Raw genomic sequence first — 22,215 nt, 5'->3', positions numbered from 1 at the left:
TAGGGCATGATTGTTACCACCGGGTATCCAGGAGGTGCCCATGACGCAGCACAGCGAGGTGCAGCTCGCGGACGGTTCCCGACTGCACGTGCGCCAGACCGGGCCGGCCGACGCGCCGGTCACCGTGCTGCTGCTGCACGGTTGGACCCTCGACGGCCGCATCTGGCACCGCCAGGTCTCCGCGCTGTCCGGGACCGCTCGCGTGGTGACCTACGACGCACGCGGCCACGGCCGGTCCGGCGGGATCGGGCGCGGAGCCGCCACGCTGGACCAGCTCGGCGACGACCTGGCCGAGGTCGTGCGGGCGGTCGCCCCCACCGGGCCGGTCGTGCTCGCCGGCCATTCGCTCGGGGGCATGACCATCATGGAGTACGCCCACCGGCACCCCGCTGACTTCGCGGCTCGGGTGAAGGGGCTCGTGCTCGTGTCGACAACGGCCGAGGGGCACGCCCACACGGTGTACGGGCTGCCCGTACCGCTCGCCCGGCTGGTGCGGGTCGCCGAGCAGACCAGCGCCGGTTTGCTCGCCCGGCTGGGTGACTGGCGCCCGCACCGGGCCCTGATCCTGGCTCTCCAACCGGGACTGCGGTGGCTCCTGTTCGGATACCCCTGCGACCCCGCGGACGTCCGCCTGACCACGAAGGCCGTGGTGCGGACGCCCCTCGGCGCGATCGGCGGGTTCCGCCCGTCGGTCGGCGCCCAGCAGCGCCTGGAGACCCTCGCCGCCCTGCCCACGGTGCCAACGACCGTGCTGGTGGGTGAGCGCGACCGGCTGACCCCGCCGACGTGTGCCCGGTCGATCGCGACGGCGCTGCCCGGCGCCCGGCTCGTCGTCTGCCCGGACGCCGGCCACATGCTGACGCTGGAGCGCACCGACGAGGTGACCGCCGCGCTGGTCGACGTGGTGCAGCACGCGCACGCTCCGAGCACGCGCTAGTACCCGGAGCCGCGTACTCTCGTTCTGGCCCTCGCCAGACCTCCTTGGGAGCCACGACAACGTTGACAGACGCCGCCACCACGCTTCAGCAGGAGATCGCTGCCGAGCAGAGCCACGTGGACCGGGTGTACGCCCGCCTCGCCCAGCTGCGGCAGGCCGCCGTCCGGGCGGAGAAAGACGGGTACCGGCTTGCCCGGGTGGGCAACTTCGGGGCCCTCGTGGAGCGCGACGCGATGGTGTTCCACGCGGCGCGGCGGCGGCAGGCGCTCGACGCCGAGCACGAGGGCCTGGTCTTCGGCCGGCTCGACCTGCGTGAGGGGCCGGTGCTGCACGTCGGGCGGCTGGGCGTGCGCGGCGAAAACGCCGAGCCCATGGTGATCGACTGGCGGGCGCCGGCCGCGGCGGCGTTCTACCAGGCCACCGCCGCCGACCCGCGCGGCGTGATCCGGCGCCGGATGATCCAGTCGTCGGGCGAGAAGGTCACCAGCATCGAAGACGACCTGCTCGACCCGGCCGCCGCACCGCCGGACATGCGGGTCGTGGGTGACGGCGCGCTGCTCGCCACGCTGGCCCGCGCCACCGGGCGGGGCATGCGTGACATCGTCGCCACCATCCAGCGCGAGCAGGACCAGGCGATCCGTTCCCCCGCCGCGAGCGTGACGATCGTCTCCGGCGGGCCCGGCACCGGCAAGACGGCCGTGGCGCTGCACCGCGCTGCGTACCTGCTCTACTCGGACCGCAGCCGGTTCGCCGGCGGCGGCATCCTCGTCGTCGGCCCGTCGGGGGTGTTCGTCGAGTACATCGCCTCGGTGCTGCCCTCGCTGGGTGAAGACACGGCCACCCTCAGGTCGCTCGGTTCGGTGATTCCAGGGCTGGTCGCGACGCGCACAGACCAGGGTGCGGTGGCCGCGGTCAAGGGCTCGCTGCGGATGCGCCGGGTGCTTGAGCGGGCGGTCCGCGACGCGGTGCCGAACGGGCCGACCGAGCTGCGCCTGCTGTACCACGGCGCGCTGCTGCGGCTGACCCGGCCGGAGTTGGACGCGATCCGGGCCCGGGCGCTGAGCCGCGGCGCCCGCCGCAACGAGGTACGGCGGGCCGGCATCGACGGGCTGTTCGACGCGCTGTGGGCGCAGGCGCAACGGCTGCGGATCAACCGGCTGCCGGAGCAGGTCCAGTTCGAAGACGACCTGTCCGAGCGGGCGGACTTCCGGGACTTCCTGCGCGCCTGGTGGCCGCGGCTGCTCCCCCGGCACGTGCTCGCCTGGCTGGCCGACCCGGAGCGGCTGCGCTCGTACGCGTCCGGCATCCTCTCGAACGCGGAGATCAAGACGCTGACCGGCGCGTTCACGCCGGGCGACCCGACGATCGCCGACGTGGCCCTGCTCGACGAGCTGGACGAGCTGCTCGGCAAGCCGCCGCAGCCGCCGAAGCCCAAGCGCGACCCGTACCACGTGGTCGACGGCATCCGCGAGGTCACCACGTACGCCGACCGCCAGCGCGCGGCGCGCGCCGCTGCCACGCAGCGCCCGGACGACTACCGCGAGTACGCGCACGTGGTGGTCGACGAGTCGCAGGACGTCTCTCCGATGCAGTGGCGGATGCTGGGTCGCCGTGGCCGGCTGGCCTCGTGGACCGTGGTCGGCGACCCGGCACAGACCGCGTGGACCGGCGATCCGGGTGAGCTGGCCAAGGCGCGCGACTGGGCGCTGGGCTCGCGAAAGCGGCACGACTTCACGCTCACCACGAACTACCGCAACTCGGCCGAGATCTTCGCGCTGGCGGCGAAGGTGATCCGCGAGGTGTACCCCGACCTCACACTGCCACGGGCGGTCCGCTCGACCGGGGTGCAGCCAGAGGAGCACACCGTGGCAGCGGCCGACCTGCCGGACGCGGCCCGGAAGGCCGCGTCCGGCCTGCTCGCCGACGTCGAGGGCACGGTCGGCGTGATCACGCCGGTGCCGCGCCGCGACGAGGTCGCCGGCTGGCTCACCGACCTGCCCGCCGAGCGGTTGCAGGTCGTGACCAGCCTTCAGGCGAAGGGCATGGAGTACGACGGTGTGGTGCTCGTCGCACCGGACGAGATCCGGGTACAGGACGGTGCCCGCACCCTCTACGTCGCCCTGTCCCGTGCCACGCAGCGGTTAATCACCATCTCCACACCATGATCAGGGGCGCTTGATCGCCACCGCGGTGTACGGGGTGTCCGGCGTGACGACGATGCCGAAGCGGGCGTTGGGCAGGTACAGGCGGTCGCCATAGGCGGCCACGGTGGTCGGTACGTCGAATCGCGGGTCGGACAGGTGTGTGACCAGTGCGCCTCTGGTGCCCGCCCGGTCGAGCCGGAACACGGCGACCCGGTTGAGGCGGTTCTGCACCACGTACAGCGTGCGGCCGAGCACCAGCAGGCCGTCACCGTTGGTGAGCACTTCGCCGCCGAGGTCGACCCGCGTGGTCGCGCCGGTGGCCGGGTTGACCCGGAAGAGGCCGCCGGTGTTGGACTGTACGACCAGCAGCGCGGTGCCGTCTGGTGTGCGGGCGATGCCGTTGACGTTGAATCCGGCCTGGTAGACCAGATCGCCGCTAAGCGGCACAGGGGTGAAGCCACTCGGCAGGTCGAGCCGCACGCGGTACAGGAACGGGTTCTGCGAGTCGGTGAAGAAGGCACCGCGCGGCGTGAGGACGACGTCGTTGATGAACGCCGGCGCGCTCGCGAACTGGTACGAGGCCAGCACCTCGCCGGTGTGCGCGTCGACGACCCGCGCGTCGCCCGCCGCGCCGCCGGCGACGAAGAGCCGCCCGGCCCGGTCGATCTTCAGGCCGACAGACGGCGTGCCCGGTCCGGTGGAGATGATCCGGCCCTGGCCGGTGACGAGGCTGGCGCGGTAGATGGAGCCGGTGGCCAGCGAGCCGAAGTACGCGTACGGCCGCTGGCCGATCGCGATCCCTTCGGGCTGGAACGCGTTGGGCAGGTTGATGAGGTCGGGCAGGTGCTTGTGGCCGGCGCTGGCGCGGGTGGGTACGGAGACGGTGGCCGCCGCCGCGACTGCCGCGAGCATCGACGTGGTGAGCGTTCTGCGGGTCACTGTGATGTCTCTGTTGGTATCCACGCCCATCACTATGCCCCGATTCGACAGTGATTCCCAGTGCCATGTTTGCATACATAGCAATGTCAGCATATTTTGGAGAGCGTGGGAGCTGGACACGATCACGGGACGGCGGGCGCCAAGCACCGCGGCCCCCTGCTGGCAGCCTTCGCGCTGCTCGGGGTCTTCATGCTCGTCGAGGGGGCCGCCGCGCTGGTCACCGGCTCGCTCGCACTGCTCTCCGACGCCGGGCACATGTTCACCGACGTGCTCGGCATCGGCATGGCGCTCGCCGCGATGACGGCCGCGCGCCGCGCCGACAAGGACCCGCAGCGCACCTTCGGCCTGTACCGGTTGGAAGTGCTCGCCGCCCTCGCCAACGCGGTCCTGCTCTTCGGCGTCGCTCTCTACGTGCTGATCGAGGCGATGCGCCGGTTCGGCGACCCGCCGGACGTGCCCGCCGGGCCGATGCTCGCCGTCGCGGTGGCCGGTCTGATCGCCAACGTGGTGGCTTTCGCGCTGCTGCGCTCGGGCGCCAAGGAGAGCATCAACGTGCGCGGCGCCTACCTCGAGGTGCTCGGCGACCTGCTCGGCTCGGTGGGCGTCATCATCGCCGCCGTCGTCATCGCGCTCACCGACTGGTGGTACGCCGACCCGATCGTCGCGGTCGCGGTCGGAGTCTTCATCCTCCCCCGCACCTGGCGGCTCGCGCGTGCCGCGGTCCGCATCCTCGTGCAGGCCGCGCCCGCACACGTCGACGTGGCGGCCGTGCGGGCAAGGCTCGCGGCGGTGCCTGGAGTGTGCGACGTGCACGACCTTCACGTGTGGACACTCACCTCCGGCATGGACGTCGTCTCCGCGCACCTGACGCTCGACCCGGCCGCGGAGGTAGGACCGGTGTTGGTCGAAGCGCGCGAGGCGCTGCATGACGACTTCGACATCGCGCACGCCACGCTCCAGGTCGAACCCGCCGAAGCATGCCGGCAAACCACCTGGTGACGGGCTTGTGACCGTGCGTGCAACGGGTGGGCACATCGACCGGAACCCGGTACGCTCGGCTCCGGTCACCGCCCGGCGGCGCCCCCCGGTGCCGGTGGTGACTGCCGCCTAATCGCCGCGCCAACGCGTGGCGAGCCGGGGAACCACGAGTTCCACCGGGGTGAATCCGCGCGAGCGGTAGGGATACTTCCGTCCCGAACCCGTCAGCTAACTCGGTCGGCGGCTGACTGGAAGGATGGTTGATGGCTCATGCCCGCAGCCGGGTAGGGCTGCTCGCGGTGCTCGTCGCCGCGACGTTCGCTCTGGTCGGCATCCATGCTCAACCCGCTGGCGCCGCGCCAAACACCGACGACGAGGGTGGAACGGCGACACTGCGCGAGCAACTGGAAACAGCGAGCAAGGGGTACATCGTCGCGCAGGACGCGCTTGCGAAGTCCAAAAAGGAGCAGGAGCGGCTCCGCGTCGACCTCGTGAAGTTCGAGCAGGACCTCGCTGTGAAGACTCAGGTCATCGGCGAGCTTGCGAACGTGGCGTACCAGCGCGGCCGGCTCGGCCCCATCTCCGCCATGCTCAACGCCTCCACACCGGAAGGCTTCATGGACCGGGCGTCCGCGCTCGACACGCTCGCGGAGAGCGAAGACAAGAAGCTTCGCGACCTCATCGACGCGCGCAACAACGCCACCCACACCAAGCTCGCGATCGACAACCAGGTCAGGGAGCAGCAGAAGCAGGTCCAGGTCATGGCCGCCCGCAAGAAGCAGGCGGAGAACGCCTTGGCCAACGCCGGCGGCGGCAGCAGTTCCAGCGGCCCGAGCGGCTCCGGCGCGGCGACGGCCAGCCAGGGCCCGAGCGGCTCCGGCGGGTGCAGCGTCAAGGACCCGACGGGTACCGGCGGCTGCGTCACGCCGCGACTGCTGCACGCGTACAGGGAGACGAAGGAAGCCGGCTTCAGCCGGTACGTCTACTGCTGGCGCAGCGGTGGTTCCGGCGAGCACCCGAAGGGCCGGGCGTGTGACTGGTCCTCAGCGGCGAGCGGCTTCGGCAAGGTGGCCACGGGCGGCGACAGGGACTACGGCGACCGCCTCGCGAACTTCTACATCAAGAACGCGAGCGCGCTCGGTGTGCTCTACGTCATCTGGTTCCGCCGGATCTGGTTGCCCAGCAGCGGCTGGAGGTCGTACAGCGGCAGCGGCAGTCCGTCCGCGGAACACACCGACCACGTCCATCTCTCCGTGACGTAGGTCGTTTCGTACGAAGGGGGCCCCGATTCGGGGCCCCCTTCGACGTTTTCAGAACCCGATGTGCGAGGACCCAACGCCACGTCGTCGAACCACAGCGTGTCGGCGCCGTCACCGTAGGACTCCCAGCCTTGAATGAAAGCCGTTGCGGGCCCGCACCTGGGCGGACACCTGGCGCTGACGGGCTTAGGGCGGGCGCCCACGGGGAACATTCCGGGCATGGTTGGTCATGTCATGGTCTTCGCGCCGGCACCGCAGCTCACGGTCACCATCGAGCAGCCCGCCGAAGCGGTCGAGATACACCTGCACCCGGGAGGTCAGGGCCTCTGGCAGGCGCGGATGATCACGTCGCTGGGCGTGCCGGTGGCGCTGTGCGCGAGCCTGGGGGGCGAGACCGGCCAGGTACTGCAGTCGCTCATCGCGGCCGAGGGCATCGACCTGCACACGACCACACGCACGGCCACGAGCGGCGGGTACGTGCACGACCGCCGAGGCGGCACCCGCACGGAGATCGCCGAGGCCCCGGAGCCGCCACTGGGCCGGCACGACCTGGACGAGCTCTACAACCTCGCGCTGGCGGAGGGGCTGCGCTCGGCGGTGGCGGTGCTGAGCCGGCCGACCGACCCCGCCATCGTCCCGCCCGACGTGTACCGGCGCCTGGCAGCCGACCTGGGTAGCAACGGCGTGAAGGTGGTCGCCGACCTGTCCGGCGACCACCTGTCGGCGGTACTCGAAGGGTCTCCCTATTTTGTGAAGGTCAGCCACGACGAGCTGGTGGCCGACGGGCGGGCCGCGACCGACAGCGTTCCCGACCTGGTCGAGGCGCTGCACCAGATGCAGGGCGACGGCGCGCGGTCGGTGCTGATCAGCCGTGCCGACCAGCCGGCGCTGGCGCTACTGGAGAACGAGGTCTTCGAGGTCGAGATCCCGCAGCTGGAGGCCGCCGACCCGCGCGGCGCCGGCGACTCGATGACCGCGGGCGTGGCGGCCGTACTGGCCCAGGACGGTGACCTGCCGACGGCGGTGCGCACCGGTGCGGCGGCGGGCGCGCTCAACGTCACCCGGCACGGCCTCGGCACCGGACGCCCGGACGCCATTGCCGGCGTGGTCGAGCGCGTCAACCTGAAGGAGGTCGGTCAAGGGCGGCAGCGGCGGACCACTCCTGACGAGTTGGCGACGCGGGTGAGGATGCAATGAGGGTGCTGGTGACCAACGACGACGGCATCGCCGCGCCGGGCCTGCGGTGGCTGGCCCGCGCCGCGGCCGACCGCGGGCACGAGGTGGTCGTGGCGGCGCCCAGCGAAGAGGCGAGCGGCATGAGCGCCGCGCTGCGGGCGGTCGAGAAGGACGGGCGCATCATCGTCGCCGAGCACCCGCTCGACGGCCTGGACGGCATCGAGTCGTACAGCGTGGCCAGCTCGCCGGCGTTCATCGCGCTTCTCGCCGCGCGCGGCGCGTTCGGCCCACCGCCCGACCTGCTGCTCTCCGGGATCAACCGGGGCGCCAACGCCGGCCTCGCGGTGCTGCACTCGGGCACGGTGGGCGCCGCGTTCACCGCCGCCGCCCACGGCTGCCGCACGATGGCCGTCTCGCTCGACATACTCGCCACCGGAGACGTGGGGTCCGGCGGTGCCATGCTCAGGTCCGGTAGCGGCGAAGAGGGGCGCCACTGGGCGACGGCCGCCCAGTACGCCGCCGACCTGCTGAAGACGCTCGTCGACGCGTCGCAAGGCACGGTGCTCAACCTCAACGTCCCGGACGCGCCACTGGAACGCGTCAAGGGCGTACGGCAGGCGCGGCTGTCTCGCTTCGGTCAGGTGCAGATCACGGTCGCCGAGGCGGGGCAGGGCTTCGTGCGCACCGCGCTGGAGGAGTCCGGCGCCGACCTCGAACCGGGCACCGACCTGGCACTGCTGGCCGAGGGGTACGCCACGGTGAGCGCGGTGCGCGCGGTCACCGAAGTGTCTGATGTGGAGTTGCCGGACTGGCCGGAGTAGCCAGCGCCCAGAGCGCGAGCGCCACGTCTCGCCCGCTGGGACGGTCGGTCGGACGCTTGGCCATGCAGGCTCGGCAGATCTCGGCTACGTCCCTGGGCAGTCCCGGGACGGCGAGCACCGGCGTGGGCGCGACACAACGAAAGTGCGGCGTGGCGAAGTCGGCGCCAGGCGCCGCCGGCCACTGAGCCATATTGGGGTACGGCGATTGGCCGGTCACCATCTGGTAGAGCAGGACGCCCAGGGCGTACACGTCGTCGGCGGGCTGAGCCGTGGTGGTGACCCGGTGCGCGGGCAGGATGGGCTGCCGGCGGGGCACGGTGGTGCGGGTCAGGCGCGGCTTTCCGGGCAACGTGCGCTTGCGCTCCACAGTGGTCGCCAGGCCAAAGTCGACGATCTTGATCCCGTCCGGGGTCAGCATGACGTTGCCGGCGCTCAGGTCGCGATGCACGAGCCCACGCCGGTGCGCGACGGCGAGCACGTCGGCGACGGCGGCGGCCACCGGCACCGCCTCGGTCCACGGCAGCGGGCCCTGGGCCAGCCGGGTTGCGAGGCTGACGCCGGCGAGCAGCTCCATCACCACGTACGGCAGGACGGTGCCGTCGGGCAGGGGCGCGTCACCGTACCCGTAGACGCGGGGCACGCTCGGGTGCCGCAGCCGGTCGATGATCAGGGCCTCGCGGCGCACACCGTCACGCGCCCACGGATCCGCGGCGTGCGCGGCCGCCAACGCTTTGATCGCGAGCCGGCGCGGCATGACCACGTCGATCGCCTCGTACACCGTGGACACTCCACCATGGCCGATGGCGCCAAGGATGACGTATCGCCCGAGGATCGCGGTGCCCAGCGGGAGCGACGTCACGCCCCCGGACTATTCCGCACAGGATGGGTGAAATACAAGGGTCAGCCGCCGGCCGACTGGACCTCCGGCGTGCCCGCTGACGCCCCGGCGTAGTAGGGCTCGGGTGCCCCGAAGAGGCCGAGCAGCCCGGTGACCCAGAGCTGCCGGTGCACGAACCGGCTGGGCTCGGTGACAACCAGCTTGACGCCACTGACCTCGGCGGTCTGGAACCCGGCGACCATCGCGCTGATGCCCACCGAGTCGATGAAGCTGACCAGCCGCATGTTGAGCTGGATGCGGGCGGGCCGGCTCTTGGTCAGCACCGCCGCCACCGCTTCGCGCACTTCGTGCGCCGTGTCCACATCGATCTCTCCGCGAGGGGCGATCTCCACCACACCGTCAGGCATGGCCGATGTCAGGATCGACAGGCTCACGCGAGCACCTCCACTCGCCCGGAACCACCAGGCGCCTCGTCAGTACGCGGGCCGCGACCGAGCGTATTCCTCCGCACCGTCGGCCGCCAGTCCCTGAAGGGAGCAATCTGTGCAACCGACCACCGCAGATCCGCCCATATTGGGAATAACCACATCATAACTACCCACGTACGTTGGTTCTAAACCACCAGGGTACCGGCCCGTGGCCAGCGGTTTCCCCGTCGCGCGCGGCAATTCCGCGTCGGGCGAAAAACCTCACACCCCGATCTTGAACGTGTCGCAAGATCGACAAGGTTTCGCCTCCCACCCCAGCGGGCACCCTCCAACGAAGGGGTGCCCCGTAGGAGGTAGGAAATGCTCAGTACACCTTGGACAGATCGGCGCGGGCGTGCCGAGCGGATCGCAACGCAGGCCTGGGACCACCTGGTGTCCGCCGTCGAGTCGGCGGGCGACACGGCCCGGTCGGCGGCTGGCGACACCGAAGACAAGGTGGGCTCGGCGAGAGACGAGGCGTGGCGGCGGGCCAGCGCGGCATTCGACGCGCTCGCGGGCCGGCGCCCTCACCGCCCCTGGCTGCTGATCCTCGGCGCCGGCCTGGCCGGCGCCGCGATCGGCTGGGCCGCCGGCACGGCGGCGCGGGCCGCGATCACGCGCGGCAGCGAGGAACAGATCGAGATCATCGAGGCTGACGCCGAGCGCCAGACCACCACCCGGGCATAAGACGCCCACCACCATGGCGCCCCTCCTTCGGGAAGGGCGCCATGATCATGCGGAGGCCATGGTCATGTGGAGGGTTGCCGTGCGCGCAGTCGGTGAACTACCGTGATCGAAGCGCTTCGACTACCACGGTTATCGATATAGGGAGCCCGCGCATGACCGCCATCCGCAGCGTGGAAAACGGCCTCGAGGTGTCGTCGCACCGGCAACTGCTGCGGATCGAGCCCTGGGGCGCCGACAGCGTGCGGGTCCGGGTATCGCTCGGACGCATTCGCGACGACATACCAGGTGCGCTGCTCGCATCGACCCCGGACCCGGCCGCTGAGATCACCATCGACGGCGACCGGGCCACCCTCGTCAACGGCGACCTCACGGTGGCGGTTCACATCGACCCGGGTGAGGCGGAGTCGGAGGCCGAGGTCGTGTTCCGGCGGACCTCGACCGGCGAAGAGCTCCTCGCCGAGGAGCGGGCGCATTTCTGGTGGCCGGGGCCGCGGCTGTTCCAGCCGCACGGCAACGGCTTTCACCGCCTGGAGCAGCGCTTCCGCGCATACGACGACGAGCGGCTCTACGGGCTCGGCCAGCGCACCCACGGCCGGCTCGACCAGAAGGGCCTCGTGCTCGACCTCGTGCAGCGCAATGCCGAGATCAGCATCCCGTTCCTGCTGTCCAGCCGCGGCTACGGTCTGCTGTGGAACATGCCCGCCGTCGGCCGGGTCGAGTTCGCGCACAACGGCACCCGCTGGGTCGCCGACAGCGCCCGCCAGATCGACTACTGGGTCACCACCGGCAACGGGCCGGCGGAAATCCTCTCCCGGTACGCCGATGCCACCGGCCGCCCGCCGCTACTGCCCGACTGGGCCACCGGTTTCTGGCAGTGCAAGCTGCGCTACCGCACCCAGGAAGAGCTGATGTCGGTGGTCCGCGAGCACAAGCGGCGCGGCCTGCCCATGTCGGTGATCATCACCGACTTCTTCCACTGGACCCACCTCGGCGACTGGAAGTTCGATCCGGCCGAGTGGCCCGACCCGGCCGGTATGGTCAAGGAGCTGGCCGACCTGGGCGTCAAGCTGATGGTGTCGATCTGGCCGACGGTGAGCCCCTACAGCGAGAACTACCGGCAGATGGAGGCCGAAGGGCTGCTCGTCGGCACCGAGAGCGGCGTGCCGCACCACGCGCCGTGGAAAGACAAGGGGTTCGAGGTCGAGATGCCGGTGGCGTTCTACGACGCCACCAACCCGCGGGCCCGCGAGTTCGTCTGGTCGCGCGTCAGGGAGAACTACTACAACCTCGGCGTGCGGGCATTCTGGATCGACGCGTGCGAGCCAGAGATCCGCCCGAACCACCCGGGAAACCTGGCCTTCCACGCCGGGCCGGGCAACGAGGTGTTCAACCTGTACTCGCGGGAGAGCGCGCGCACGTTCGCGGAAGGCTTCGCCGCCGAGGGCGACGACGAGTTGGTACTGCTCTGCCGGTCCGGCTGGGCGGGCGGTCAGCGGTACGGCGCGGCATTGTGGTCCGGTGACATCGGCGCGACGTTCGACTCGCTCCGGCGCCAGGTGCGCGCCGGCCTCAACGTGGCGATGTCCGGCGTGCCGTGGTGGACCACCGACATCGGCGGGTTCCACGGCGGCGACCCGGACGATCCCGAGTTCCGCGAGCTGATCGTGCGGTGGTTCCAGTTCAACGCCTTCTGCCCGCTGTTCCGGCTGCACGGATACCGCGACCCGAAAAAACCATTCGGCCCGGACATGACGGGCGGGCCCAACGAGGTCTGGTCGTTCGGCGACGAGGCGTACGAACACATCACGGCCGTGCTGGAGCTTCGCGAGCGACTGCGGCCCTATCTGGCCGCGCAGCTGACGGTGGCGCACGAAACCGGCGTTCCACCGATGCGGCCGCTCTTCGTTGACTTCCAGGACGACCCGCGCGCCTGGGAGATCGACGACCAGTTCCTGCTCGGTCCCGACGTGCTGGTCGCGCCGATCACCGAGTACGGCGCCCGCTCCCGTTCGGTGTACCTGCCGGCCGGCGCCGAGTGGATCGACCCGTGGACCGGCGCCAGCCACCCGGGTGGATCGACACTGGACGCCGACGCGCCGCTCGGGCGCATCCCGGTGTTCCTCCGAAATGGAGCCCAGGTCCCCGTGGCACCGTGACGCCACCCCGTTGCCGGCCAGCCGGTTGCGGGACCGTGCCAACCTGGCGGTAACAGCGCGGCTACGCAGCGCCGCACACCGCGGGAGGTCCCGTTGCCGACCAGGAGGCCGCACGCATCCGGATTCGAGTTGTACTACCGGCGGCTGTCCCGGTTGAGTCCGGCGTGGGAGGTCTGCAACGAGGCCATCCTGGATCTTCGGGCATTCGGCGGCATGTCGACGCTCACCGTTGTCGTCCCCGTGAACTGGGCGCCAAAGCCGGACGAGCGAGCGGTGGTCTGCGTTCTGCAGTCGACATGGCGGCACGGAGACCCCCTGACCATCGGATCCGGCGACACGGCCCCGATGACGCTGCGGATCGTCAGCCACTCGGAGAACCTTGCCGATGCCGAGTTGCGCCGGACAGATGCGGGCATCGAGCTTTCTGTGCGATTCAACGCCTCACCCGGGGGCAGCGTGGGCAGTATTCGGGTTGAGATCGAGGCGACCGATCTCATGATGCCCATGCCGGAAAGAACGCCGGTGAACCGGGCAGCTTGCGGCCTGAGAATCCGTTGGTACGAAAGGTTCCGACACCGCACGCGCCTCATGATCCACCGCTCTGCTGGCGGCATTACGTGCTTCACCAAGGGCAACTACGCCATGTCCTTCCCAAGTCGTCCAGCGACAGACGGTATGAAGACCCTGATCCTGTACGCGGACCCGCGGACCGTGGAGCTCCTTTATGGATTCGTCCGTGATCCGTCGACCGCACTGCTCCGATCGGCGTCCAGCCTGGTCTTCGCGGGCCTGGGGTTTCTCGCCGCCTGGCTCATGGCACAAGCGGTCGTCGCCGGTACCGAACCTGAGGTGGCCCAGTACCTGGCCATGCTCGGTGGACTCGCGATTCCGACGGTCACCGCGTTTGGCGAAATCGTCGCCCACGACCGCCATTCGCTGTACGCCAGACGGCGCGACCTTGGCTTCACTGTCACGCTGATAGCAATCACGGCCGGTGTCGCCGGCATCGCCGGCGCCGCATACCTCAGCCTCGCGTCCGACTTCGGCTCGTCCGACGTACCCGAACATCTGTCGCCGTTGCCAAGGTGCTTCGCCGTCACCGGCGTGCTACTCCTGGCCGGCGGCGTCGTCCTGCTGACCGCCTACCGGAGCGGTTTACTAATTCCATACGTCTGCGACAACGCCGCCTGCATCAACCGCTTGTACCTGCGCTACCGCCGGCGCGACTGCTACGCGACCGGCCGAATCCTCTGCGGGTCCTGCGAGTCGACGGTCTGCATGCCGTGTCCCCGTAATTTCTGGCAGCGAGGTCTCGCGGTCATCGACGACGTCGGACGCGACCCGGTCGAACGCTGGCAGTACAGGTGCCTCGACGGAGGAGATCGTGCTCAAACTGGCGCTCCACGATGATCTTCTGGTCATATTGACCGACTCGGTTGCGGTCCCCGGTGCTGACACCACCTGCCTGGCCGCATACTCGGATCGGATCGCATGCCGGGACACGCTCGTAGTCGGATGTGGAGCCGGCCTCCTGGCCCTTCGCCTGGCCCGGCGCGGGGTACGCGTGCATGCGATCGACATAAACCCAGAGGCGGTCCGGCTGTGTCAACGCAACGCGGTTGTCAACGACCTGTCCGACCGCGTCATGGCTACCGTGACGGACGCCACGACGGCTGCCGATCTTGGGCCGTTCGACCTCGTGATCTCGAACCCACCGCAGTTGCCTACCGCGTATCCGGCAGGCGGGGCGTCTTGGGTCCGACTGGCGAATGATGGGGGCCCTGGAGGCAGGGATTTCATCGAATGGCTCTGCCGAAGCGCCGCTGGGCTCCTTCGCCCAGCCGGTGTACTTCTGTTCACCCACTTCGGCTTCCTCGAACCCGAAGCCACCGCGGAACTGCTGCGCCGCGACGGCTTCGAGGTTCGGGTCGAGTACGCCTTGACGAAGTCCGCGGGCATCCTGTCGGGCGAACGGCTGGCTCGGCTCGGCACACCGATCACGGAGTATGGCGTATACATAGTTGAAGCTCGCAGGCTCGCACTTCCACAGGAGACGAAAGAGTGGACCACGACCGACGCATCGACAAAGTAGATTTGATTCTGGCCGAGGAGTTCGAAGAACTGGGCACGGAGGTCAGGCGCCGAGTCGAGACCATGCATGGGCTGTCCGCCTTGAGGACCAAAATCGACGGCGACACCACTCACGCCTTCGACACAATGGCTGAACAGCGGATAGTCCGGGCGCTCGAACGCTCCGGTATCAGCGCCGTGGTGAGCAGCGAGGAGTCAGACGATTTTGTGATCGGGGGCGGCGATGATTACCTGGTCATCGTCGACCCGATCGATGGCTCGGACATGGTCGCGCGAGGCTATCCGCTCGCGTCGACAGCCATTTCGCTCATCGATCGGAGCAGAGGTGTTCCGATCTACTCGCGGATCTACGAGATTTTTACCGGATGTCATTTCGTCGCGAAGAACGGCGCGGCGACTCGGAACGGCCGCGTCATGGCTCCCTCGAAGATCGACGACCTCGCGTCAGCCTTCATAGTGTCCTATTCCGCGACGTTCACACGCCGAACCACTTCTGCCATGCAACGGATTCTGGGCACCCGGTCAAGCCTTTTCCTCAACTACGGTGGTCCGCTCGACATCGCAAAGGTCGGCTCTGGTCAGTGCGAGGCGGTGGTCGAGTCGATCAAGGGCTTTCCGCCCCGTGATCTGATACCCGGGCTCCACATCGCTACGTGCGCCGGCGCCGTCGCTACCGACCTGGACGGCGACCCGCTCCCCCTCTCGTTCGACCGCGATAGTCGCATCACCTTCGTCGCCGCCGCCAACACCGCGCTGTTGGATCAGTTGCTCGCTGCCGTGACCGTGGCACCGTGACGCCAAACGGGTACACGTGTTGACGGGCTCGCGGCACAGGAAAATACTCCGTGTATGGGCACGGACACTGAGGGAGAACCCTTCTCGTCGTTCGGCCCGGTATCTTTCCGTACGTCCGACGTGGACGAGACGCGCGCCCTCTGTCACGAGTTCTTTCACCCGCTGACCCTCGACGTGCCGGCCGGCGGCACGGGGTTCACGTTCGACATCACCGTGACCCGGCTCGGCCCGGTGACGGTGGGCGACGTCGGCTTCGGCACCGAGGTGTCGATGGCGTGCGAGCACCGCCAGTCGTACCACCTCAACGTGCCGATTCTCGGCTTCCTGGAGAGCGAGCACGGCGGCCGGGCGTTTACGGCGGGCCCGGAGCGCGGCTCGCTCTACCAGCCGGAAGGTTTGGTACGCCTGCCATGGATGAGCGCCGGCCTGCGGCTGCTCGCCGTCAAGATTGACACCCGGGCGCTGGAGGCGGAACTGGAGAGCATGCTGGGCCGCGCGATCCAGGGTCCCCTGCGACTCGGACCGGAGGTCGACCTCACGACCGGGCCGGGCCGGAGCCTGGCGCGGCTGCTCACCCTGGTGCGGGCGGAGATGGACAACCCCGATGGGTTGATCAGTCAGCCACAGGTCGCCAGCCAGCTCACCCGCAGCGTGCTGGCCGGGCTGCTGATGACCGCCGACCATCCGTACCGCGAGGAGCTGTGCCGGCCGGCGCCGCCGCCCCGGCCACCGAGCGTCCAGCGGGCGGTCGACGCGATCGAGGCGACGCCGGACGCGCCGTTCACGGTGAACGATCTTGCCAAGGTCGCGGGCGTGAGCGTGCGCAGCCTCCAGGAGGGATTCCGGGAGTACATGGGTATGCCGCCGATGGCGTATCTGCGCCGGGTGCGGTTGGAGCGGGTACACGCCGACATGTCCGCCGCCGGTCGCGGGCCCGCGACCGTCGCCAGCGTGGCGCACCGGTGGGGGTTCACGCATCTGGGTCGCTTCGCGCGGGCGTACCGCGCGCAGTATGGCGATCTCCCCTTCCAGACGCTGCGCCGCAGGACCGGATGATCGAGGCGCAGTCGTACCGCGGGTCCACCGTGGAGGAGACCAACTTGCCGCTCGCTACTCCCCCGGGTCGCCTTGGGAGGTAAGGGCCAGTGGGCGCACCGGTAGGCCCTCGATGCCCTCGACTTCGCCCACCAGCGCCCGGACGTACGCGGCGACTCGGGCGATCGCCAGCCGGCCGTCGCGCACCGTCAGCGTCAGTGGTGAATCCCAGCCTGGCGCCATGCCGAGCAGCGCGGCATGCGCCTCGTCGTAGCGGTCGAGGAACTGCTCGGCCCGCTCCAGCGCCAGCGTGGCCCGGGAGAGGTCACGCTGCAGTTCCATTTCGTCAATCATCCCTTAACGCCCCCTTACTAGGAACGTTAGGCAGGTGACGCCTGGCGGTCGAGCCGGTCCGCGCGGAGCATGTCCACATTGCGCAGCGGGGCTGGGTCTACCCTAGGCCGGCTGCCTTGCCTGGCGCGGACATCCGGAAAACCACGTCGGCGGTGAGGGCACGCAGGCCGTCCGCGAGCTCAGGGTGGTACCGGAGCGCGTCGTCGAGACGGGCGCGCCACTTGGCTGTCTCGAGGAACGGCGCGTCCTCGCGCTCCGCCAACCGGACCAGCCACCGCGATTCACTGAGCGCTTCGCGGTACGCCGGCCCGAGCAGTGTCGCGAGCCGGCGACCCAACCACGGGTACAGGTGGTCGGTGTCGGCAGCGGCGACGAACGCGCGGGCGCCATCCCACGCCAGCCGCGGCTGATGAATGATCTCGTGCCCCATAGCGGCCTCCCGTGACAGCCATGCGCCTGTGAGCCATGACCGTGCTAGCTGGCGCTCGCTCCGCCCGCACGGGTCATGCGCCTTGCGGCGGCTCATAACCATCATCGATTGCCGCCGCCACGACCACAACCTGACCGATTGGCCGGATCGTCCCCAAAAACCCGTCGAGACAGTAAACTCACGGCGGCATGCGTTCACGCTATGTATAGCTCTGCTTCGTGGTGAACCGGCGGGGGCGCCGCAGCGTAAGGCGGCACAGGGGGTCCTGAACTTCGCACAGGAGGAACGGAACAGATCGTGGTCGGTGCGTCACACCGCGCGTGGCTGTCCGTCTTGGCCGGTGGCCTCGCCCTGGTGCTCGTCGCGTGGTGGCTTCCCGGCCGCTGGGCCGCCCCGACCTGGACCCTGACCCAGTTGGTGGCGCTGGCGCTGGCGACGTACGCGCTGACCCGCCGCGACGCCCGGCACCGCTCCGGCTGGTGGGTCGTGCTCACGAGCTCGGGCCTCGGCATGGCGAGCGCGGCGCTGCACATCGTGCCCGCCGCCGACCTGTCCGAGTGGGCGTGGGTGATCGCGCTGGCCACGCGGTACGCGTTGTTCCTCGTGGGGCTCATCCTGCTCTTCGGGGTACGCCGTGCCCAGCCCACCGAGCAGAACTTTCTCGACGCCGGCATCGTCGCGGCCGGGCTCGCGATCGTGGCGTGGGCGTTCCTGATCGAGCCGTCCCTGGGTGAGCGGACGCCCAACTCGGCAGAGGCCGGGGTCGCGGTCTCGTTCGCGGTGCTCGACCTGCTGATGCTGAGCTGCGTGGTCCGTGTCGTGTCGGCCGCCCGTTCGCGCACCGGCAGTATGTACCTGCTCGCCGCAGCCGGGGTCACGGTGCTCGTGGCCGACCTTTTCTCGATCACCCGGCTCGGCAGCGATGGCTTCGACGCCTTCCAGCCGGGAGGCCTGATCCACGTCGCGTGGCAGGTGGTCGGCGTGCTCGTGGCGGCCGCCGCGCTGCACCCGTCGTACGGCGAGGGGTATCGGGCGCTGGACACCGACCTTCCCGAAGACGGCCTGCCGCGCATCCGGTTCGTCACCTTCGTCCTGCTCGCGCTGCTCGCTCCCGTAGTGCCCCTCATCGGCCTGCTCACCTCCGGCGGCCTGGTATCGCCAGACGCGGTGCCCGCGCTCGTCGGCGCGTCGGTACTTACCTGCCTGCTACTTGTGCTGCTCGTGGTGCGGCTGGGGCTGTTCGCCAGGCTCGCGAGCCGCCGGGCGGACGCGATGAACGTCCAGTCCGCCGCGCTCGTGGTGCAGTCGAACGCGCTCCAGCAGGCGCTCGAAGAGCAGCAGTCGCTCCAGCGCGAGCTGGCCCACCGGGCGCACCACGACCCGCTCACCGGCCTCGCCAACCGGGCGGTCCTCGCCGAGCGGTTGGAACGCCTGATGCTCGAACCCGACCGGCCGCCCGCCGGCCTGCTGCTCGTCGACCTCGACGGCTTCAAACACGTCAACGACACGCTCGGCCACCCCGTCGGCGACGAGCTTCTGGTACGGGTGGCGCAGCGCCTGCACGCCGCCGCTGGCATCGTCGACACGATCGCCCGGCTGGGCGGCGACGAGTTCGCACTGCTGTTCGTCGACGTCACGCCGGCGGCCTGTCACCGCGCCGCCGCCCGCGTCATTGAGTCGATCCGCGAGGCGTACCCGCTCGCCGGCCGCCAGATCTACCTGGCCGCGAGCGGCGGGCTGCTCGTCCTCGGCCCGGAGCGCACCGACCCCGCCGAGGCGCTCCGCGACGCCGACCTCGCGCTCTACGCGGCGAAGGAGGCCGGCAAGAACCAGGTTGTGCAGTTCTGCCCGGCGATGCTGGAGGCCCGCCTCCAGTACGCCGAGCTGGCCGCCGGCCTGCGCGCGGCGCTCGCTGGCGACGCGCTCACCGTGGTGTACCAGCCGATCGTCGACCTGGTCAGCGGCCAGCCGGTGGCTCTGGAGGCGCTGCTGCGATGGTCCACAGCGGACGGACGTCAGGTGCCACCCAGCCAGTTCATCTCGGTGGCCGAAGACGTCGGGCTGGTCGTCGAGGTCGGCGCCAAGGTGATGCGAGACGCGTGCGCGCACGCCAGTCGATGGCATACGCGCCACGCGGTCGCGGTCAGCGTCAACGTGTCGGGCCGGCAGCTCGCGGCACCCGGGTTCGCACCGGATGTGCTGGCGATGCTCCGCGAGCAGGACGTCCCGCCCGAGGCCCTGATCGTCGAGATCACCGAGACCGTGCTGGTGGGCGCCTCGAGCACGACCGGCCAGCTCGCCCAGCAGAGCCTTACTCAGCTGCGGGAGCACGGCGTGCGGATCGCGGTCGACGACTTCGGCACCGGGTACTCGTCGCTGTCGTACCTCCAGCGGCTGCCGATCGACATCTTGAAGATCGACCACACGTTCACCGCCGCTCTGGAGGCCGGCGGCGAGCGCGGCGCGATGTTCGTCGGCGCCATCCTCGGCCTGGGGTCGAGCCTCGGTGTGCCGACGGTCGCCGAGGGCGTCGAGACGCCCCGCCAGGCGGCCCTGCTGCGAGAGCTGGGCTGCCAACTCGCGCAGGGGTACCACTTCGCGCCGCCTGGCCAGCCCGACGAGGTGGGCGACTATCTCGCGACCCCGCGGCGGCTGCGCTCGGGCTCCATCACGGGCTCGATCACAGGTCCTTGAAATACCAGCGGCGCGGGCTGGCGCGCGTGGCTCGCGGTGATGTCGACGTCGCGGGTCTCCCGCGACAGCGCGAACGCGACGAGCGACACCAGCGCCGTCAGCACGATCCAGCCAGCCACCAGCCAGGGCGAGCCGCCGCCGGCTGCGAGCAGCGCCGCGGCCACCAGCGGCGAGAAGCCGGAAACCGCGGCGCCGACCTCGCGGGAGGCGGCGAAGCCCGTGTATCGCACACCGGCACCGAACAGCTCGGCGTAGAAGATCGGCTGTACCGCGATCATCGGCGCGAAGCCCAGCGCGGTCGCCACGATCAGCGCCAGCCAGATGACCACTGGCTGCCCGGTATCGACCAGCAGGAAGAGCGGAAACGCGAATGCCGCCGTGAAGAGCACGCTGAAGATGTTGAGCGGGCGCCGGCCGATGCGGTCGGCGAGCGCGCCGTACACGGGCTGAAGCGCGATCACCACCAGGCTGAACAGGATCACGCCGGTGAGCGCGACCGTGCGGCTGACACCGATCTCGGTGGTCAGATACGTGATCATGAAGGCGCTGTAGATGTAGACGACCGCCGTGTCGCAGATGTGCGCGCCGACGCCGATCAGGAAGCTGCGCGGGTAGTGGCGCAGCGTGTCGCGCACCGGGGTCTCGACGACCGTGCGGTCACGCTCCATCTCCAGGAACACCGGAGACTCCGCGACCCGCAGTCGCACGTACAGCGAGACGAACACCATCAGGAAGCTGGCCAGGAACGGGATGCGCCAGCCCCAGGCCAGCATGGCCGGCTCGCCCAGCAGCCCGACCAGCAGGAACGCCACCGTGCCGGTGAGCAGGCCGACCTGTACGCCGGTCTGCACGAAGGAGGCGTAGTAGGCCCGGCGCCCGCGTGGCGCGTGCTCGGCCAGCAGCGTGGACGCGCCGCCGAACTCCGCGCCCGCGCCGAGGCCCTGGCATATCCGGGCCAGCACCAGCAGCACCGCGGCCCAGATGCCGATCTCCTCGTACGTCGGCAGCAGCCCGATCAGACCGGTCGCGAACCCCATCAGCAGCGTGGTCAGGACCAGGGTGGAGCGCCGGCCGAGCCGGTCGCCGAGCCGGCCAAAGAAGAAGCCACCTAACGGGCGGAACAGGAACGCCACGCCGAACGTCGCGAACGACGCCAGCACGGCCACCGAGTCGTCGTACGAGGGGAAGAAGATCTTCCCGAAGACCAGCGCGGCGGCGGTGCCGTAGATGAAGAAGTCGTACCACTCTAGGGCGGTGCCGACCAGCGACGCCGCCACCACTCGGCGCAGCTCGACGCTGGCCGGTACAGGCTCGACGGTGGCGGTAAGGGCGGTCAATCCAGGGCGCTCCGGCGGGGCAAGGGGTGGTTGCAAACAGGGTGCCAGGTTTGGGGCCCGTATACGCCCCTTCCCGGGCGTGTCAGTTCCGTTGCGTCGGCGAGCGGTTGTATCCCGGCGGTGACCGGCACCCACGCAGTCGATGGAGGATGATGCGGGCATGGCTATCGACGCTGCTCTTGCGATTACAGGTGCAACCGGGCGGCTCGGCGGGCGCGTGGCCCGCCAGCTGGCCGAACGCGGGGTCAACCAGCGGCTGGTGGTGCGCGACCCAGACCGTGCGCCCGCGCTCGACGGCGCCGAGGTCGTCCGGGCCAGCTACGACGACGCCGGCGCGGTGCGGCGGGCGCTGGAGGGCGTGGAGACGGTGTTCATGGTTTCCGGCGCCGAGCAGCCCGACCGGGTCGCCCAGCACCGGACGTTCGTCGACGCGGCGGCCGCCGCCGGGGTCACCAGGCTCGTGTACACGTCGTTCTTCGGCGCCGCGCCGGACGCCACGTTTACGCTTGCGCGCGATCACTGGGCCACCGAGCAGCACATCCGCGCCAGCGGGCTGGCCTTCACGTTCCTGCGCGACAACCTGTACATGGACTTCGTACCGATGATGGCCGGTGACGACGGAGTGATCCGCGGGCCGGCCAGTAATGGGCGCGCCGCCGTGGTGGCGCAGGACGACATCGCCGACGTGGCCGTGGCGGTACTCCTGGCCCCCCAAGCGCACGAGGGCGTCACGTACGACCTCACCGGCCCGGAGGCGCTGAGCATGGCCGAGATGGCCGCCGCGCTCACCGAGGCGACCGGACGGCAGGTGACTTTCCAGGACGAGAGCATCGACGAGGCGTACACCTCGCGCGCCTCCTACGGTGCGCCGAAGTGGCAGGTCGACGCCTGGGTCAGCACCTACCTGGCGATCGCGTCCGGGGAGTTCCTGCCGGTCAGCGACGCGGTGGCCAAGGTGGCCGGGCACCCGGCGACCAGCCTCGCCGAGCTGCTCGCCCGGCCCGCATGAGCCGGCCGCGCATCCAGCCGGTGGTGTGGTCACCACCGGCGGCCCCGCCGCGGGCGCGTCAGGCGGCC

At 70.1% G+C, this 22,215-nt stretch carries 20 protein-coding genes and 1 riboswitch; of the genes, 14 read left to right on the top strand and 6 right to left on the bottom strand.

Annotated features, from left to right (window positions below; all coding sequences use genetic code 11):
- Positions 1-40 precede the first annotated feature (40 nt).
- Together V6V89_RS22930 and V6V89_RS22925 are read left to right on the top strand one after the other, a co-directional pair.
- Positions 41-937: an alpha/beta fold hydrolase gene (locus V6V89_RS22930; protein ID WP_334621303.1), complete on the top strand. Its 897-nt coding sequence runs from the start codon at positions 41-43 to the stop codon at positions 935-937.
- A gap of 62 nt (positions 938-999) precedes the next feature.
- Complete coding sequence (locus tag V6V89_RS22925) at positions 1,000-3,102, top strand: HelD family protein (protein WP_334621302.1); 2,103 nt, start codon at positions 1,000-1,002, stop codon at positions 3,100-3,102.
- On the opposite strand, the gene V6V89_RS22920 is transcribed toward V6V89_RS22925, so the two are convergent.
- Complete coding sequence (locus tag V6V89_RS22920; RefSeq protein WP_334621301.1) at positions 3,103-4,044, bottom strand: SMP-30/gluconolactonase/LRE family protein; 942 nt, start codon at positions 4,042-4,044, stop codon at positions 3,103-3,105. It abuts the gene before it with no gap.
- An 81-nt stretch (positions 4,045-4,125) separates the two neighbouring features.
- Between V6V89_RS22920 and V6V89_RS22915 the strand changes: the two genes are divergently transcribed.
- From V6V89_RS22915 to surE, 4 genes are all read left to right on the top strand, one after another.
- A complete protein-coding gene (locus V6V89_RS22915) occupies positions 4,126-5,019 on the top strand; it encodes a cation diffusion facilitator family transporter (protein ID WP_334621300.1) in 894 nt (297 codons plus the stop codon).
- A 95-nt stretch (positions 5,020-5,114) separates the two neighbouring features.
- Positions 5,115-5,257: riboswitch (cyclic di-AMP (ydaO/yuaA leader) on the top strand.
- A gap of 4 nt (positions 5,258-5,261) precedes the next feature.
- A complete protein-coding gene (locus V6V89_RS22910) occupies positions 5,262-6,260 on the top strand; it encodes a coiled-coil domain-containing protein (protein ID WP_334621298.1) in 999 nt (332 codons plus the stop codon).
- Between the two features lie 216 nt (positions 6,261-6,476).
- Positions 6,477-7,454, top strand: coding sequence for a 1-phosphofructokinase family hexose kinase (locus tag V6V89_RS22905; protein WP_334621297.1), 978 nt, complete (start codon positions 6,477-6,479; stop codon positions 7,452-7,454).
- Entirely contained in the window at positions 7,451-8,254 is an 804-nt protein-coding gene (gene surE, locus V6V89_RS22900; protein ID WP_334621296.1) for a 5'/3'-nucleotidase SurE, read from the top strand. The genes V6V89_RS22905 and surE overlap by 4 nt, the downstream gene beginning before the upstream one ends.
- Here surE and V6V89_RS22895 read toward each other — a convergent pair.
- Both V6V89_RS22895 and V6V89_RS22890 read right to left on the bottom strand, forming a co-directional pair.
- Positions 8,211-9,113 carry a serine/threonine-protein kinase gene (locus V6V89_RS22895; RefSeq protein WP_334621295.1) on the bottom strand — a complete coding sequence of 301 codons (903 nt, stop codon included), beginning with the start codon at positions 9,111-9,113 and terminating at the stop codon, positions 8,211-8,213. The two genes, surE and V6V89_RS22895, sit on opposite strands and share 44 nt — an antisense overlap.
- 41 nt (positions 9,114-9,154) lie before the next feature.
- Positions 9,155-9,526 (bottom strand): STAS domain-containing protein, encoded by a 372-nt coding sequence (locus V6V89_RS22890; protein ID WP_334621294.1) that lies wholly within the window; start codon positions 9,524-9,526, stop codon positions 9,155-9,157.
- A gap of 354 nt (positions 9,527-9,880) precedes the next feature.
- Between V6V89_RS22890 and V6V89_RS22885 the strand changes: the two genes are divergently transcribed.
- From V6V89_RS22885 to V6V89_RS22860, 6 genes are all read left to right on the top strand, one after another.
- Positions 9,881-10,246: a hypothetical protein gene (locus V6V89_RS22885; RefSeq protein WP_334621293.1), complete on the top strand. Its 366-nt coding sequence runs from the start codon at positions 9,881-9,883 to the stop codon at positions 10,244-10,246.
- A 152-nt stretch (positions 10,247-10,398) separates the two neighbouring features.
- Positions 10,399-12,402 (top strand): glycoside hydrolase family 31 protein, encoded by a 2,004-nt coding sequence (locus tag V6V89_RS22880; protein WP_334621291.1) that lies wholly within the window; start codon positions 10,399-10,401, stop codon positions 12,400-12,402.
- 345 nt (positions 12,403-12,747) lie between these two features.
- Positions 12,748-13,812 (top strand): hypothetical protein, encoded by a 1,065-nt coding sequence (locus V6V89_RS22875; protein WP_334621290.1) that lies wholly within the window; start codon positions 12,748-12,750, stop codon positions 13,810-13,812.
- Entirely contained in the window at positions 13,787-14,494 is a 708-nt protein-coding gene (locus tag V6V89_RS22870) for a methyltransferase (RefSeq protein ID WP_334621288.1), read from the top strand. Before V6V89_RS22875 ends, V6V89_RS22870 begins: the two co-directional genes overlap by 26 nt.
- Positions 14,464-15,288 carry an inositol monophosphatase family protein gene (locus V6V89_RS22865; RefSeq protein WP_334621287.1) on the top strand — a complete coding sequence of 275 codons (825 nt, stop codon included), beginning with the start codon at positions 14,464-14,466 and terminating at the stop codon, positions 15,286-15,288. Before V6V89_RS22870 ends, V6V89_RS22865 begins: the two co-directional genes overlap by 31 nt.
- Positions 15,289-15,342: 54 nt before the next feature.
- A complete protein-coding gene (locus V6V89_RS22860) occupies positions 15,343-16,344 on the top strand; it encodes an AraC family transcriptional regulator (RefSeq protein WP_334621285.1) in 1,002 nt (333 codons plus the stop codon).
- Positions 16,345-16,398: 54 nt separating this feature from the next.
- Here V6V89_RS22860 and V6V89_RS22855 read toward each other — a convergent pair whose 3' ends face one another.
- Both V6V89_RS22855 and V6V89_RS22850 read right to left on the bottom strand, forming a co-directional pair.
- The gene (locus V6V89_RS22855; RefSeq protein ID WP_334621284.1) at positions 16,399-16,665 is read right to left on the bottom strand and encodes a hypothetical protein; all 267 of its coding nucleotides are present in this window, start codon (positions 16,663-16,665) and stop codon (positions 16,399-16,401) included.
- 109 nt (positions 16,666-16,774) lie between these two features.
- The gene (locus V6V89_RS22850) at positions 16,775-17,107 is read right to left on the bottom strand and encodes a hypothetical protein (RefSeq protein ID WP_334621282.1); all 333 of its coding nucleotides are present in this window, start codon (positions 17,105-17,107) and stop codon (positions 16,775-16,777) included.
- A gap of 297 nt (positions 17,108-17,404) precedes the next feature.
- Here V6V89_RS22850 and V6V89_RS22845 point away from each other — a divergent pair, with 297 nt between their 5' ends.
- Positions 17,405-19,801, top strand: a complete 2,397-nt coding sequence (locus V6V89_RS22845) for a putative bifunctional diguanylate cyclase/phosphodiesterase (RefSeq protein WP_334621281.1) — start codon at positions 17,405-17,407, stop codon at positions 19,799-19,801.
- Here the strand turns inward: V6V89_RS22845 and V6V89_RS22840 are convergent.
- Positions 19,738-21,138, bottom strand: a complete 1,401-nt coding sequence (locus V6V89_RS22840) for an MFS transporter (RefSeq protein WP_334621280.1) — start codon at positions 21,136-21,138, stop codon at positions 19,738-19,740. The genes V6V89_RS22845 and V6V89_RS22840 overlap by 64 nt on opposite strands.
- A 160-nt stretch (positions 21,139-21,298) precedes the next feature.
- On the opposite strand from V6V89_RS22840, the gene V6V89_RS22835 reads away from it, so the two are divergent.
- Positions 21,299-22,147: an SDR family oxidoreductase gene (locus V6V89_RS22835; protein WP_334621279.1), complete on the top strand. Its 849-nt coding sequence runs from the start codon at positions 21,299-21,301 to the stop codon at positions 22,145-22,147.
- Positions 22,148-22,215 lie beyond the last annotated feature (68 nt).

The sequence above is a fragment of the Micromonospora sp. CPCC 206061 genome (assembly GCF_036906915.1).
GTDB lineage: Bacteria > Actinomycetota > Actinomycetes > Mycobacteriales > Micromonosporaceae > Phytohabitans.
Note: the sequence above shows the minus strand (reverse complement) of the source record. Positions and strands in the feature narration are given on the sequence as shown.

Coding starts and splice junctions, on each gene's coding strand:
- surE (WP_334621296.1), top strand. CDS start 7,451: ATGAGGGTGCTGGTGACCAACGACGACGGCATCGCCGCGCCGGGCCTG.
- V6V89_RS22835 (WP_334621279.1), top strand. CDS start 21,299: ATGGCTATCGACGCTGCTCTTGCGATTACAGGTGCAACCGGGCGGCTC.
- V6V89_RS22910 (WP_334621298.1), top strand. CDS start 5,262: ATGGCTCATGCCCGCAGCCGGGTAGGGCTGCTCGCGGTGCTCGTCGCC.
- V6V89_RS22860 (WP_334621285.1), top strand. CDS start 15,343: ATGGGCACGGACACTGAGGGAGAACCCTTCTCGTCGTTCGGCCCGGTA.
- V6V89_RS22850 (WP_334621282.1), bottom strand. CDS start 17,107: ATGGGGCACGAGATCATTCATCAGCCGCGGCTGGCGTGGGATGGCGCC.
- V6V89_RS22880 (WP_334621291.1), top strand. CDS start 10,399: ATGACCGCCATCCGCAGCGTGGAAAACGGCCTCGAGGTGTCGTCGCAC.
- V6V89_RS22930 (WP_334621303.1), top strand. CDS start 41: ATGACGCAGCACAGCGAGGTGCAGCTCGCGGACGGTTCCCGACTGCAC.
- V6V89_RS22855 (WP_334621284.1), bottom strand. CDS start 16,665: ATGGAACTGCAGCGTGACCTCTCCCGGGCCACGCTGGCGCTGGAGCGG.
- V6V89_RS22885 (WP_334621293.1), top strand. CDS start 9,881: ATGCTCAGTACACCTTGGACAGATCGGCGCGGGCGTGCCGAGCGGATC.
- V6V89_RS22875 (WP_334621290.1), top strand. CDS start 12,748: ATGACGCTGCGGATCGTCAGCCACTCGGAGAACCTTGCCGATGCCGAG.
- V6V89_RS22905 (WP_334621297.1), top strand. CDS start 6,477: ATGGTTGGTCATGTCATGGTCTTCGCGCCGGCACCGCAGCTCACGGTC.